Source organism: Caballeronia arationis (assembly GCF_001544975.2).
Classification (GTDB): Bacteria; Pseudomonadota; Gammaproteobacteria; order Burkholderiales; family Burkholderiaceae; genus Caballeronia; species Caballeronia arationis.
This window is the reverse complement of sequence record NZ_FCOG02000146.1, coordinates 1-14,065: the sequence shown is the minus strand read 5'-3', so window position 1 is coordinate 14,065 and position 14,065 is coordinate 1. Positions and strand designations below refer to the sequence as shown.

At 58.8% G+C, this 14,065-nt stretch carries 10 protein-coding genes and 2 pseudogenes; 6 read left to right on the top strand and 6 right to left on the bottom strand.

What is annotated here, in order from left to right; translation table 11 throughout:
* From AWB81_RS35870 to rpoD, 5 genes and pseudogenes are all read left to right on the top strand, one after another.
* Positions 1 to 1,071: pseudogene (locus AWB81_RS35870) on the top strand (SMC family ATPase); the annotation flags it as partial.
* A 300-nt stretch (positions 1,072 to 1,371) separates the two neighbouring features.
* Positions 1,372 to 1,758, top strand: coding sequence for a hypothetical protein (locus AWB81_RS35865; RefSeq protein WP_062642500.1), 387 nt, complete (start codon positions 1,372 to 1,374; stop codon positions 1,756 to 1,758).
* Between the two features lie 660 nt (positions 1,759 to 2,418).
* Positions 2,419 to 2,721, top strand: a complete 303-nt coding sequence (locus tag AWB81_RS35860) for a DUF4148 domain-containing protein (RefSeq protein WP_062642498.1) — start codon at positions 2,419 to 2,421, stop codon at positions 2,719 to 2,721.
* A gap of 320 nt (positions 2,722 to 3,041) precedes the next feature.
* The gene (locus AWB81_RS35855; RefSeq protein WP_062642496.1) at positions 3,042 to 4,544 is read left to right on the top strand and encodes a competence protein CoiA family protein; all 1,503 of its coding nucleotides are present in this window, start codon (positions 3,042 to 3,044) and stop codon (positions 4,542 to 4,544) included.
* 449 nt (positions 4,545 to 4,993) lie between these two features.
* Positions 4,994 to 7,009 carry an RNA polymerase sigma factor RpoD gene (rpoD, locus tag AWB81_RS35850; protein ID WP_062642494.1) on the top strand — a complete coding sequence of 672 codons (2,016 nt, stop codon included), beginning with the start codon at positions 4,994 to 4,996 and terminating at the stop codon, positions 7,007 to 7,009.
* 162 nt (positions 7,010 to 7,171) lie between these two features.
* On the opposite strand, the gene AWB81_RS35845 is transcribed toward rpoD, so the two are convergent.
* From AWB81_RS35845 to AWB81_RS35830, 4 genes and pseudogenes are all read right to left on the bottom strand, one after another.
* Entirely contained in the window at positions 7,172 to 8,506 is a 1,335-nt protein-coding gene (locus AWB81_RS35845; protein WP_062642492.1) for a hypothetical protein, read from the bottom strand.
* Between the two features lie 394 nt (positions 8,507 to 8,900).
* Entirely contained in the window at positions 8,901 to 9,401 is a 501-nt protein-coding gene (locus AWB81_RS35840) for a hypothetical protein (protein ID WP_062642490.1), read from the bottom strand.
* Positions 9,402 to 9,505: 104 nt separating this feature from the next.
* Positions 9,506 to 10,465, bottom strand: coding sequence for an SOS response-associated peptidase family protein (locus tag AWB81_RS35835; protein WP_062642488.1), 960 nt, complete (start codon positions 10,463 to 10,465; stop codon positions 9,506 to 9,508).
* 143 nt (positions 10,466 to 10,608) lie between these two features.
* Positions 10,609 to 10,812: pseudogene (locus tag AWB81_RS35830) on the bottom strand (hypothetical protein); the annotation flags it as partial.
* Between the two features lie 424 nt (positions 10,813 to 11,236).
* Between AWB81_RS35830 and AWB81_RS35825 the strand changes: the two are divergent.
* Positions 11,237 to 11,596, top strand: coding sequence for a Fis family transcriptional regulator (locus AWB81_RS35825; RefSeq protein ID WP_144444281.1), 360 nt, complete (start codon positions 11,237 to 11,239; stop codon positions 11,594 to 11,596).
* 22 nt (positions 11,597 to 11,618) lie between these two features.
* Here AWB81_RS35825 and AWB81_RS35820 read toward each other — a convergent pair whose 3' ends face one another.
* Both AWB81_RS35820 and AWB81_RS35815 read right to left on the bottom strand, forming a co-directional pair.
* On the bottom strand, positions 11,619 to 13,097 hold the full coding sequence (locus AWB81_RS35820) for a UvrD-helicase domain-containing protein (RefSeq protein ID WP_062642484.1): 1,479 nt from the start codon (positions 13,095 to 13,097) through the stop codon (positions 11,619 to 11,621).
* Positions 13,098 to 13,399: 302 nt separating this feature from the next.
* Positions 13,400 to 14,065: tyrosine-type recombinase/integrase (locus tag AWB81_RS35815; RefSeq protein WP_062642482.1), on the bottom strand; the 666-nt coding region annotated here is incomplete at its 5' end.

Genomic DNA, 14,065 nt, shown 5'->3' with positions numbered 1-14,065 from the left:
CAGGCGAAAGCACAAGCGGAGGTGCAGCGGGTGTCGGTCGCCAATCTTCGCGCGGAGTATCGCGAGAAGAAAGCGCAGGCCGACGCCTTGGTACGGGTGCCGGCAGAGCTTGCGGCAAAGCGTGTCGAGATGCTCGCCATCACCGACGCGGCCGCGCGGCTTCGCCGTGCCTTGCAGGCGGCGGCGGAGCTTGCTGCGACCAAACCGCTCTTGGATGCCGCCGTATCGGGACTCGAAGCCGCGCAAGCGGAGTTGCGTTCGATCACCGAGGAAACCGCCGCACGTACCGCCAAGTACCAGTCTGAAAAGACGCGTATCGCAGCGGAGCTTGCGCGCATCACCGAGGAGGTGAGCCGACTGGCCGCCGTTGACGTCACAGCCGCGATCGCGAGATTGGACCGTGACATCGCAGCGAACCGGGAGACCGTCGCGGCACTTGATGGTCGGATCGAGCAATCGATCCGCTCGCAGAGTGTCTTGCAGGCCGAAGCGGAAGCGTTGGCGTTGGAGTTGGAGAAGTTCTCGGCCACGCAGTCGCGTGCCGATCGCCTCTCCGACGAGATCGCGCGGTGGAAGCTGCTCGCTAAGGGTCTGGGCATCGAGGGCGTGATCGCGCTGACCATCGATGACGCGGGTCCAGCGCTCACGCATACCGTCAACGAGCTACTGCTCGCGTGTTACGGCATGCGCTTCACGGTTGAGATCCGCACGCAGCGCACGCTCGCGAGCGGTGAACTACGAGAGGGTTTCGAGATCCTCGTTCACGACGCCGAGTCCGACAGCAGCAAGTCGGTGTCCGTCATGTCCGGCGGTCAGAAGGTCTGGATCAACGAGTGCCTCACGCGGGGCATCGCGCTCTATCTCGCGCAGAACACTGGTCAGCCTTATCAGACCTTGTTCAGCGACGAGTCAGACGGCCCGCTCGATCCCGAGCGCAAAGTGCAGTTCATGCGCATGAAGCGCGAGGTGCTGCGCCAAGGCGGGTATCAGCGAGAGTTTTTCATCTCACAGACGCCGGAACTTGTCGCGGAAGCCGACGCGGTCATCGACGTACAGGCGCTTACCGCCTGATTTATTAACCCTTGTGGGGAGTTGCCCCACAAGGGGCGCTTCCCGTTTGCCTCCTTTCTCGCGCCCTCCGGCGCTATCTCATATGGCAAACCTTTTGATGCTGCTGCTGCGGCAGCCGGTAGCCGTCTCACTCGAACGCGGTGCCTCACCAGCCGCCAGCGCAGCAAGCCGCACCGGCTACTGCTCAATCGCAGCCGCCGCGCCCGCCGTACCTGCGTCGCACCTCTGCGTTCGATACCGGTCGTTTGCGTCGCATCTGACAGCGGCTCTTTTTCTTTCACTTCTTGACTGGAGCCTTCCATGACTTATTCCTGCACCGATTTCGTCGACGACGTACTCAATGACATGGTGATCCGAAGCTGGATCAAGCACGAGCAGTACGGGCCCGACGACCCGCAAGCTCAATGTGATGCGGTATTGGGCGCGATTAGCAACGCGGATGTGTCGCTGCGCCTCGCCGCTGACACCAAACAGTTCCACGCTGTTTTGCTTGATGCCGTCGAGACGCTGACCGGCATCGCTGAGGAGCGCGGCGAATTGGCGCTCGCCAACCTCGTCTACTTGCAGATGGCGAACTTGCAGGGCGGTGTGATCGAGCTCACTGGAGAACAGGCTAGTGCCTTCGCGTTTATCAGAGACCTGCCTTCAGGCGTTCGCTGGTGGCAGAACGTGAAGGTGACCGAGTAAGCGGCGCCCGATCGTCCTCAAATTTTTAACCTCGACCCCCGCGGGCAAGCGACCCGCTGGGGTCGCTCCGCACATCGTTCCGGATCATAGTCGGCTGAGCCGTCGACGCCGTAGTACTCCACTAGGCCCGTCCAAGCCTGCGCGTAGCCGATCTTCTGGCCCCTGGCGCATTGCTGCAGCCACGGCGGGATCGTCGCGGCACCCCGTTTCGGGGTTTCACTCTGCCGCCGATGTTTACGAACGCCTTGGTTTCGACGTTCCGGATCCACGGTCGGACTTCGCCAGCGTGTGTCGGCGTGCCGGCGATGTAATCGATCGCCGCTTCCAGGTTGGCCAATCGTTGCGGCGATGCACCGACCTTCGCTGCTTCGAACATAAAACACTCCACACAAGCACTCGCTGTTCGATTCCCTTAGTTTTACCATCCATAACTCCTCCACGCCCGCGTTCCGCAGAGACGCGGGGAAAGCTATACTAGCCGCGGAGCATCGCTGCCTGGAACTCTCATACAATGATCAGGCGGCAAGCGCGCTGCGGCGATGCGCTGGGTTTCTCCTTAACCGAGTTTCACTGATCAATAGAATCGACTGAGTTTCCTAAAGCGCTTGACCATACTGTAAGTAGTCGGACGATGTCACTGGAACTATCATAGGAGTCGACATGAAAGCAAAGCTCAAGAGTATCGGCCTGTCGTTGATTGTGCTAGTTCTGGGCGTTTCCGGCGCATCTTTATCTTATGCTCAGGACGCCGGTTCGACCGCCACCGACGTGACAAATGCCGCGCCTACCACGAAAGCAGAAAAGAAGGCAGCTCGGAAACAGGCACGCGCGAAGAAAAATGCGGAGTTGAAGAAGCTCGAAGACGCGGGCTACAACCCTGGCAGAGGCAACGATACCCATTATCCGCAAGACATCCAAGACGCTCAGAAAAAAGCGGGTATCGCGCCGGGTGCGAGCCAGTAATCGGGGGCAGACGCGCTGTCTTCGATTGGCTTGACGGTGCGCTTTATCTGGTTGACCCGGGCTGCGGCCAGGATGCTTGCTGTAGTGACGTCGTTCAAAAGCTCTGTGAAGAAATTCTGAAAGCCACGTGTTTCCGCCGTACGCGTGGGGGCAGGGTGGTCGATGAAGATTCGCGTATCTCACTCCGGTGAGCGAGGACGCACGGCGAGAAAAACCGAGCGACTCCAGAATCCCGTCAAGCGATGAGCGGTGACGGGCAGCCCGTTATTAACACGCCAACGAAGTGCCACCGCCGCTATTCGGCGTTTCCGATATGTCGCGTGGCTCAGATTGAGCTGGGCTTATTCCGGGCAGCTTCAGAAACGACGAACACTGCGTCTCCTATTCACCACGCCTTTTTGCTGGAATTAGGGAAAGTTAGCAAATATGCGGTAAAACCGGGGCGTGCAACCCGACCGGTCGTGCTCATGTCCAACTCTGCGCATATTGTTTTCGCAAGAGACCAAGCGGCGAATGTGGCGGCCGCAAGCGATGTCTTTGCCTCGAGTCGCGCGGCATACTTCTGCGTTGCGTGTGGCATAGAACTGCAGCGCAAAGTTCCCAAGGGCGGCGTTCCCTACTTCGCGCACCCACACCGGGGTACGTGCAGGCTTGCTGCCCACTATGCGTTGCGCGCGGGCGCCCAACACGTGCTGCTGGAAAGCCGCTTCATCAAAGTGCCGCTCGCCGGTGGGGAGCAGGATACCACTCACGTTCGGAGCCGCCTCATCCAGTGGAGCGACTCAATAGCCGACATCGAGGTCGTTCATGTTCCGGTCGACTTTCTAGCCGAGACCGCAGACGGTCAGCTGATCGTGGAATTCTCCATCCCTGGGCTGCCTCCAACGGTGCCTGTCGAACGGATCGAGAAGCTCAAGGTGCCAGCGCTGGTCGTCAACCTGCCGGACCCTTCCCACATCCAGGGATGGGCAGACTTGCGGCAGTGCGTGCTTCACTCGGTTGAGAACAAGCGTTGGATCTTCCCTCTCGAGAGGGCGCTACGACACTCGCCGCGGCTGCCGTGCGACGAGCGGGACCGCGTGTCTATGTCGGGTCGCGCTGACGACCGGGCGCCTTCGTCCTGGACGTCGCCTCTTGTTTTTGCTGACAATGCCGTCTATCGGCAATTGAACCACACGGAACAATTGGGGCTGCTGGAGGCCCAAATGGCACTGTCTTGTGACCGGTGGCCCCCCGAGGTCGACATCGAAGTCCCCGCAGAGGAAACGTTCGGCGTCGATCGTCGCGTCTGGCAGGCCGATGCGTTCGGTTACTTTGTTTTGCCAGCCAGCACCGATTCCGCCGTACGCGAAGTTGCTTTATTCGACGTGCTGCAGTATCTCAGCGAGCGTTATTGGGTCAACCCGGGCCGAGAAAAGGCCGCCAACATAGCGGTGTTTCGTTATCTGCAGGCTCTGGTCGAGCGGGGTGCGCTCGTGCCGTTGATCGAGAACATCGAGACGCCGAGCTACCTGGTGCCGGCCCGCGGGACGCCCGCTGGCGCCAACGACCTCACGTGGGTCGCGAATGCGACGCTGTCGGCAAGCCAGTTGCGCGTGCTTTCGGTCCAAGCTGGGTTTAAGGTTCCAATCGAACTCGTTCAGGAGCTTCTTGAATCGTTCGATAACTGCCATCCGCATAGTCCGGTGAGCAAGTACGCCGTGATGCTCGCCCGGAAGCTGCACGCTCCGTCACGAAGCGTAATGGCATTTTTGAGGGACGCTGGTCTAGTAGTTGAAGGGCCGTCAAGGCTCGCCGCGGCGGCGCAGAAGGCGTTGTTCTGACACTGCAACTGTTGTTAGCTCACGAGCAAACGACAAAGCACACGACAGCGATCCGTCGCCGCACCGGTCACTGATCGGGCGGACGCCCGCGTCGAACCGCCGGATTGGCGGAAGGAAGAAGCCGAGCAACAAGACCGACATCGCGAGAGCAAACGGCACGATGATGGCTGATATGCGTGGTCCGCACGCGAAGCAGGGGCGTTGCGTTCGAGTGAAATCACTCGATTGGTGCATCGCAGCAATTCATGATATAATTTTAGACTCTGCTTTTATTGCGCTGCTGCTATCGCGCTATTCCAACCGGCCGGTTCATGTCAGCAGGCCGCGTTCATTGCTCGTTGCGATCCTACGAGTCGCGCCCATCTGCCGCCATGATTGTCCGTGGCTCGTCGGCCGCGGTACCGATAGTCGTCGGCCTCATCGCCGGGCAAACCAGTCGAGGAGAATGTATGGCAAGTTTTGATCGGGAAGATTCAGGACCAGACACGGCCGCATCTCTGCCGAAGGCTTCGGCCCGGCGCGCTTCGAAGACCAAGGCAGCTGCCGCCTTGCTGCCGATGGACGCCGCGGCGACCGCGTTGCAGGACGAAGAACGGCAGCGCCAAATGCGCGCCCTCATTCAACTGGGCAAGGAGCGCGGCTACCTGACTCACGCTGAAATCAACGATTACTTGCCGGACAACTTCGCGCAGACTGCAGCGATCGAGACGATTGTCGGCACCTTCAATGACATGGGCGTCGCGGTCTATGAGCAAGCGCCTGACGCCGAGACGCTGCTCCTGAACGATGCCGCGCCGGCCGCCGCGTCGGACGACCAGGCGGACGAGGAAGCGGAAGTCGCGCTCTCCACCGTCGATTCTGAATTTGGGCGCACGACCGATCCCGTGCGCATGTACATGCGTGAAATGGGTGGGACCGAACTGTTGACTCGCGCGGGCGAGGTTGAGATCGCCAAGCGCATCGAAGCCGGGCTTCACGAAATGATTCAGGCGATTGCGGCATGCCCGGCAACTGTCAGTACGATTTTGGCCAGCGTGGAGCAAATCGAGGCGGGTGAACTGCGCATCGACGAACTGGTCGACGGTCTCAATGAAGACTCCGCGGCGGGCGATCCGCCGGTGTCAGACGCGGATGATTCAGCCGTCATCGACACGGACGGTGCCGATGGCGACGACGAGGAGGGCGAGCAGGACGGCGACGAGGACAGTGAGATCGAGGAAGAGGATCCGACGAAGGCGAACGAAGCGCGTCTGCAACAGCTTACGAGCGACAGCCTCGCGATATTTGCGCGAGTGCGCGAGCTGTTCGATCAAATTCCACACACCGACGCTGCAGAAGGCAAGGGCGCGACAGCCTTCGCACTTATAGGCGAAGCGATCCAGCGCGAACTGGCGCCGATTCGTTTCACGGCGCGGACCATCGACCGGCTTTGTGCGGACGTGCATCAGCAAGTCAAGCATGTACGGGCGGTAGAACGCAGCATCTTGCAAATCGCCGTCGATCGCTGCGGGATGCCGCGGGAGAAGTTCGTGACGTCATTTCCGGGGCACGAAACCGATCTTGGCTGGACTGAGACCGCGGCCGCGTCCTCGCATGAGTACGGCGCTGCGCTGGAACGCAGTCTGCCAGCGATTCAGGCCGAGCAGCAGAAGCTGATTGATATCGAAGCGAACGCGGTACTGCCGCTGCAACGGTTAAAGCAAGTCAACCGGCAGATGATGGCAGCCGAATCGAAAATGCGTCAGGCGAAACGCGAGATGATCGAGGCGAACCTGCGCCTTGTGATCTCGATTGCGAAGAAGTACGTGAATCGCGGCATGCATTTCCTGGATCTGATTCAGGAAGGAAATATCGGCTTGATGAAAGCCGTCGACAAATTCGAATATCGACGCGGCTGGAAGTTTTCGACCTACGCGACGTGGTGGGTGCGGCAAGCCGTCACGCGTTCGCTGGCGGATCAGGCGCGCACGATTCGCGTGCCGGTGCACATGATCGAGTCAATTAACAAGCTTAATCGCATTTCGCGCGAGATTTTGCAGCAGACCGGACAGGAAGCTCATCCTGCGTTGCTCGCCGAGCGCATGGAACTGCCGGAGGCGAAGGTTCGGGACATGTTGAAGGTCGCCAAGCAACCGGTATCGCTTGAGACGCCGGTGGGCGAGGACGCCGACGCGACGCTTGGCGATATGATCGAAGATCCGATGGCGGCATCGCCTACGGATGCGGCTGTGCACGCGAACCTGCGCGCTGCGATCGACGAGGCGCTCAACGCGCTGTCGCCGCGCGAGGCGAAGGTGCTGCGCATGCGTTTCGGTATCGATACGGCGTCGGATTGCACGCTTGAAGAACTCGGCAAGCAGTTCGATGTAACGCGCGAACGGATTCGGCAAATCGAGAGCAAGGCGATGCGAAAACTAATGCACCCCAGCCGGGCCGACAAGCTCCGGCCATTCCTCGACCAGTGAATCCTGACGTGCGAGTCGGCGCGCCGAGTTGTATCGAACGACGACCCGCGATCTTTAGTCGGCTCGTCGGCGCGCGCCCGACGCCGCATCGCTAAAAGCCTCTACACGCCTCGCCCGGCGGAGTGGGTAAAAAAGGGTCAACGCACGTCGATACCCGGCTCTCTACAGCAACACTGCCTGCTGCAACAACTCGAGTGCTTTCATTTCGTCCAGTCGGCCGGTGCGCGCCTTGCCTGCCAGCGTCTTGATCAGCGCCTCCGCCACCGGTTCAATCCCTACGAGGTTCTCTATGCTGGTCACAGAAGTGAAGGGCCGCGGTATCAGCTGAGGCGGAACCGCAGCGATTGCTGTCTGCTCGGGCGCAACTGGACGTGGGGTGTTGTTCTCCCCACGTAACGGATTGGCGATCGCAGGAGTAGGAGGGTTTGCATGATTTTGCTCGCTAACAACGAGCGCCTCTTTCTCACTCGCCTCTGTTCCGCTTGCCCTCGTTCCCGTCGCCAGTTTTTCACTTGAGACATTTGCTGAAACCGGTGGGTCTTGATCGACAAGGGTGCTCGCTTGTTTTCCTAGAATGGATGCCCTTCCGCGCGAAGCAGGAAGAAGCAGCTGGGACACGGACTCCGGAATTTCTGCCTCCGAGCGCGGAGTGTCCAACCATCCGGTCGGCAACCCCAGTCGCTCGGTAAAGCGGTTCGCTTCGGCGTCGTCCATGCGTTTCTTGCCATGTAGCCGATGACCCATGTTGGAACCGGTCAGAGTCATGACCGCGCCAAGTCTCGCTTTAGATCCGTTGCGGGTCGTGAGAACGTGGAGGTTGGCGCGCCGAATATTTTGAATAGCCGCGCTGTCGTTTAACGCCAGCGATTGCGGTCCGCTTGCTTTCTCAGAGGGACTGACTTTCGCCGTGGATTTTTCTCGCGGGGAATGAGCGGCAGACTGTTTGGCGGGCGTAGCTTGACTGTTCTGGGCGAGCGTTGACGATCCGCCCGCTGCTTTCTTTGGCATTTCCGGTTCCTCGGGCAAACGATCTTTGAGCAGCGGCTGATTGGTTTCTGAGGCAGATGACGGCTGGAATGTTTTAGGCAGGACTTCTGGCTCGGCGTCCGCTTGAACAAAGTCTAACGGCGATTTTAATCGCGCGATCGTCTCGGGCGCGAGCGCAGGGTAGGGCTGGTCAAAAAAGCCGTGCGGCAACCCGAGCGTGGTTTCCATGTGAAAGGCCGTCTCAGGCGTGAAGCGCTCGCCTTTCATCAGTTCAGCCACCCGATTCAGGGTCGAATCAAGTCCTAACGCAATATTCTCGGCGCCCACCGAGTCGACGAGAAATTGGAAAGATCGCGTTTTGAAGATGGAAGCAGTCTGCGCCGGTTCTTGAGCGGAAGGTTTCTTCACGTAAGGTTTGTCTTGCCGCCGGGGAGGCGATTTATTTACGTAGCTCGGTTGGCGCTGACCGCTGTCTCGGAATCGCGAGTGTCGCTCGCGCGCTTGACTCATGAGGTAGGCTCCCTGCCATATTTGAGACTGCAGTGCACAGATTATAGACGAGGCGGTGGAGATCTCAGATTCACTAAATGCGCGTTCGAAGTTTCCCTCGACCCTTAGTTTATAGGGCCCAGCACCGTGCTTCGATACCAGAGTGTATTGGCTACGAAGCGTGAATCGCCGTCCTTCGACAAAACCCTGACAGCAGATACGCTGAGGCGCCCAGTGGGTCACGGACCTCAAAGCGGCAGTGAACTACATCGCCAATTCCCCGACTCGTGAGAACGAAGTACGGCCCTGGATCCGAAACGTCGATGCCGACGCGTTCGTTGGTATCGGCGGGATTCAGCCGCCTAAAGGATGGACGCGAAGACCCGCAGTGTTCTGTCCAAAGTCATCCGCTTCGTCAAAAACTTTTTGCAAACGGATTGATAGGTTGGACGGTCTTGCGATCCTTGACGCGCTCCAGCATTTGGCATTTTCCCCAATCGGCAACGAGAGACTCCAATCCACGGACCACATTCGATTCCATTGCTTGTAGCCCAGCGTCGCCTTGAAAATTGGCACTGAAGGCGGAGTGGAAGCGATATTGGAAGTATGCCGACACCTCTTGAATGCGCTGTGAGGTATCGGAGTCTGTAAACATCACGGATGCAGGCGAAAACGGGTCGTAATAGATGACATGGGGATAGCTTGTTTGGGCCGCAACGCGAGGTTCATCACTGACGAGCAGCGAACCGAGCAACTGGACAGACCCCTTCATCCCCTTCGGGGTCTTGAAGACCCAGATGCGCTTTGGTAGTCGTTCTGCAAGCTGCAAAATCTTCGTGCTGCTGGAACCGAAGTAACCGACTTGGCCGTTCTTCAGGTCTTGTTCAAGCTTTTGCGAATAGTAGAAAATGTCCATTGAATGCCTGCATCTTCGATGCTTGGTTTATCCGTTGCTTTTTCAAGTTGCGATGTTACCAAAGCTTGCTTTCGTCGCATAAAAACGCCTTGGAGGGAGGCCGCCTACGCGGCGAGCCGGTGCTCGAAGTACGGCCTGTCCTTGTCATCAAGAATAGCGTGCAGCGCTCCTCGATTCGAGGCATCCGGCTTCAACCAAGCCTCGACGTTCTCCGGCTTAATTGGCACGATGCAACGGTCGTGACCTGCTGCGGCGATCTCTGGCGGCGGCTCATCGGTAATTGCCGCAAATGACAGCAGGTCTGATTCGCCCGGGGCGCTCCATCGCGACCACAGGCAGGCAACCCACATCAGCTGGCCGTTACTCGGACGAAATTCCAACACGACGTTTTCGTCTTTGTCGTGCGCTTCGAGTAACGTTCCCTCCCACTTCGCCTTGCTGACATTCTCGTAGAACACATCGACGAGCATCACACCATGCGTATGCCCAAACAATGGCTTCCAGAAGCCCTCAAGATTATCGCGACGGGCGTTGTAGGTGCCCGGAAATTTTACGTCATAGTTGGCTGGCTTGCCCGCAAGGCGACATTGGTAGCGCATCGGTCTGACGACGTACTGCCCGTCCTCGACGACGAGGACAGGGGCATAGTGACCCGGGAAGATGCGCGAGTCACGCGGTTCGGGCATCGTTCGATTGATGTCTTCCAAGCGTCGCAGCGAAGTTTCTATCTTATCGGTCGCGATGCGCTTGCTCTCAGTCGCAGCCTTGGTTGTCTTCGTTTGTAGGGTGCACTCCGCATCGGCGAGTCGCGTCCGTTGCTTGAAGAGATCCTGTTCGAGCTTGGTCGCCTGCTCAGCGTTGTAGCGGTCGATAAATTCTTTTATCTGACGCTCGTCGCCCGTCTCGGGGCTACGGAACGCATCATCCATCGCCTTTGGGATTTTTGCCTTGCTGCCTTCGGCTCGCTCCCAGTACAGGCGCGCGAATTGGCGGATGTCCATCTGAGCGCCAAACATTTTCACATACTTGCGGTAGTCCGCTTCGATTTGAGCCGAATAACACATGAGTCGCTCCGGAGTCGCTTTTTCTATCCGACTTATTACATATCAAAAACTACATTTCAGGGGTGCAGACAGCGTTGCCCTTTAGGCAGCGGTGAAGGCGGGAGGGCAGCGCGTCGAGGTTCTGGAAAAGCCGCGATTCGCGGGCCGACCTTATCGTCATGTTTGTGAGAGTGCGTCGCCCCATATTTCAGCTCGAAGTGCGCGCCCTTCCCGCTGCGCGTAGGCGGAAAATGCTCACCTTCGACACAGGTAACTTCGAACGTTCCCTTACCGTCTTCGTGCACCACCGAATAAATCCCTGAAACTTTTACGATCTCGCCCGGCTTGTATGAATTGTCGCCCGCCATCTGTTTCTCCTTTTCCGATGAAGGTGGAACAAACTGACCAGCAAGACGCGTTCCGAGGAACGGCTAGCTCGTCTAATCAACCTTCATTTTTGGCGGATGTCTTCTAATTGCACACCACCGCCTGAGCGTGGATATTGGGGCATATTGATACGCCCCTCTTGGACGCCACCATGTAGTTGCGCACGGTCGCGGACCCGGACTGCCTTGTCTTTTGAGATCGGTGCCTGACGTGCAGCGGTCGCGTCTCAGGATTGAGAATACGCGTGAAGCAGTATGCTTCGGCTGCATTTGGTAACGTAACATATTCAATTGTATTTATTGGCTGAACATTATGCCAACTTCGAAAAAGCGAAGATTAGCCAAGGTGCCGCGCAAAGGATCGAAAGTCCTTTTGCTACCCGTGGCTCGGCGAGAGTCGGATACGATGGCCCTGCGATCACGGCTTGCATTTGAGACCATGCGCAGTCAGCGTCCCACGGCAACGGATGTTTTGAACGTTGCACAAACGGTCTTGCTCACCAGTTTCATAACGGAGGCTGGGCATGGGCTGCTCGAACTCTCGTTTATTCGGAAGGTGGAGGAAGAGGTCCTTGCGCAGCTCGACAGAGGAAAGGCAACTGACGACTGGATCACGCCCGAGACGCTGCTTGAACCGCTTGCGTCCATCATCAACGAGCATGACCGACAATTGAGGGAAGTGCGCCTCGGCGTCGTGAAGGCGGCCTGCGAGCGACTAGACAGAATGGTTACTTCGGCTCTTGCCCAGTCCAAAGAAGGGAGGTAATCAATCGGTGGGTCTGCGATGTTCAATTTGATTTTTCACGCCGGACGTTGAAGAGTTTCAGCAGGTCCTCTCGAAGATCGGAAATGTCGAGCACGTGTTGCGCACGGGTCAAAGCCACGTAGAGGAGGCGCAATTCGTCCTCGTCCATCGTCAGTCGGCCATCCATCATCTTGAAGCGGAAGTCATCGACGACTCTCACCCGCTTCCATTCGAGCCCCTTCGCACGATGTACCGTCGAGATGACGTAATCGGCCTGGCCTTCGGGCGTCACACGCTGAGCTAGAGCGCGCAGATAATTGGTGCCCCGACCGTCGACGATTTCGACAATCGGCCGCAGGTCTTGGCCAAGCGCGCTGCGTGCGAACGACTGGGCTTCCTTCCAGTTCTCGAACAATGACAACGCAGTCGGACGAAACGCTCTGCGGCCGGCGAGCAATTGATCCGCCCCGTCGGCGAATGCGACGATCTCGTTTGCGTTCATGCGAATCGCGGGCCGATGGCCCATCTCAATTCCGGCCGCGAACTGCCAGATGGCTGTGGCGTTCTTGCGGCAAAGCACCGCGTCCACAGGGGGCGCAATAGAAGGGTCCTCGACCATGATCGAGCCGATACCGGACTGACCCCGTATGGGCGTCGCCTCTCCAAGTAAGGCCAGAATGCGGCTCGCGAGTGCAGCGAAAGTTGCCCCGAAGCGAAACGATTCGGTGAGGGGCCGCTCCGGCGCGATGATGTGCCCCATCGCATTGACCGCGCCGCGCCACTCGTAAATCTGCTGGTAGGGGTCTCCGACATAGATGATCTGCGCGTGTCGCTGCTGCGACAAAACGGAGAGCATGACGCCATCGCTGTCCTGCGCCTCGTCGAACAAGATGAAGTCCGCGTCGATACGGGGATTGCTCCGTGCCCACACCTTCAAATAAACATCCGGCTGTATGGCGCTGCGCCCGCGCGGATCGATGCTCTCGCTCCAAAGTCGTGTTACGTGGGGCGCGAGAAGGGCACGCAGCCAGTCAGCAGCGTCCTCGCGCACTTTTTCATCCACCGGGACGTGAAAAGCCTGCGGGGACTCGTCGGACGAGCGACAAAACCTACCCAAACCGTCTGTGATCATCCGGCCGATCTCAAACGGCGCAATCTCGACGGCCTTGCCGGTGATGGTAGGCACCTCGATTGCCCCAAGTCCGTAGCGAGCGGCAAGCTCGTGAGGAGGCTCCGACGGCAGGTTGATGCGGGCGGTGAGGCGTGACGGGGCGCCAGCGTACGCGAGTGAGTGCACCGTGCGTGCAGCCACATTGGATGGAAAACCTCGACGGGCAGAATCAGCAATCTCTTTGTTAAAAGCGAGATAGCTCCCACGCCGACTGCCGAGTTGATGCGCAACCAGTCGAAGCGTTGACGTTTTGCCCGCGCCGGCATACGCCTTGACCTTCAGATCGTTGCCGCTACTGGCGGCGGTCACGACGGCTTCCTGCTCGGCCGTAGGTTTGAAGGTGGTGGCCACGATGAGCCCTTCCGAGAAAAGCGACAGTGTGCCGGAAGTTCAGCAAATGGGCGCTTTCCGAGGCGAGGGCCGCCCCCCGCGACCCATTCACGAACACGAGCGCAAACAATCCTGTACGTAAGTACGCTTAAAAAGCGACCCTATTGTCATGCTCATCGACTTCGCGTTGTCGTCCATCTCGTGGCTTGTCTCGAGCATCGGTCCTGCTGCCCAAACGCTGTTGGGGCCCGTCTCGGACGAGCGTGAGCGAACATCGATGGTCTGCGCTCGAGAGCCTGATTTCGTTGCGAGCCCGACTGAAGTCACCCGATCTCGCTATCCATAGATTCATATTCACACTCAGGCGATGCAAAGGATGGGTCAAGTGTCTGCCGCAGTCGCACACTGGTGCGATGACTGGACAGGCCCAGCAGGTTGGCGACCTCTTCGTCAGTGCGGCCCGCATGGAGATGGCGGCGTGCGTAGGTATTTCTTAAAAGTCGTGGGCTCATATCTGCGGCCGTGATTTCCAGCGTCTGCAACGCCAGCCGCACGTATTTTCCGAGCGTATCGTCCTTCATCGGCTTACCGGCGGCGGTCGCCAGAAATAGCCACTCACTTTGACAGGCCAGCTTCACTCGTGCGTCGTGGTACTCCCTCAGCACCTTGAGCGAGAAAGCTTCGAGCGGAACTCGGCGAGCGATCCGCGGACCGCGCTTTTGCACTGACACGTCTGGCCGGATGCCATCAATATCGAGGTCGGAAAGGCGGAGGTAACGGCATTCGGCGGCCGTGATGCCGGCGCCCAGCAAGATCGCAACAATAGCTGTGTTACGAAGCGCTTTAAAGTCCATTCCCGGCTGCGGGCGGCAAGCCGATTGAAACCGGCCATCATCCGCAAGCGAAAGGTAGATTGGCGTGGGTTCGTCCTCGGGCCACGACTCCGCAGCGAGCATCTGAGCCGCAGGGTTAGCCGAGCGCAGTTCCAT

Bases quoted from the DNA above. Each gene is read 5' to 3' on its own strand.
- AWB81_RS35865 (WP_062642500.1), top strand. From the start codon at position 1,372: ATGACTTATTCCTGCACCGATTTCGTCGACGACGTACTCAATGACATG.
- AWB81_RS35860 (WP_062642498.1), top strand. From the start codon at position 2,419: ATGAAAGCAAAGCTCAAGAGTATCGGCCTGTCGTTGATTGTGCTAGTT.
- rpoD (WP_062642494.1), top strand. From the start codon at position 4,994: ATGGCAAGTTTTGATCGGGAAGATTCAGGACCAGACACGGCCGCATCT.
- AWB81_RS35845 (WP_062642492.1), bottom strand. From the start codon at position 8,506: ATGAGTCAAGCGCGCGAGCGACACTCGCGATTCCGAGACAGCGGTCAG.
- AWB81_RS35840 (WP_062642490.1), bottom strand. From the start codon at position 9,401: ATGGACATTTTCTACTATTCGCAAAAGCTTGAACAAGACCTGAAGAAC.
- AWB81_RS35835 (WP_062642488.1), bottom strand. From the start codon at position 10,465: ATGTGTTATTCGGCTCAAATCGAAGCGGACTACCGCAAGTATGTGAAA.
- AWB81_RS35825 (WP_144444281.1), top strand. From the start codon at position 11,237: ATGGCCCTGCGATCACGGCTTGCATTTGAGACCATGCGCAGTCAGCGT.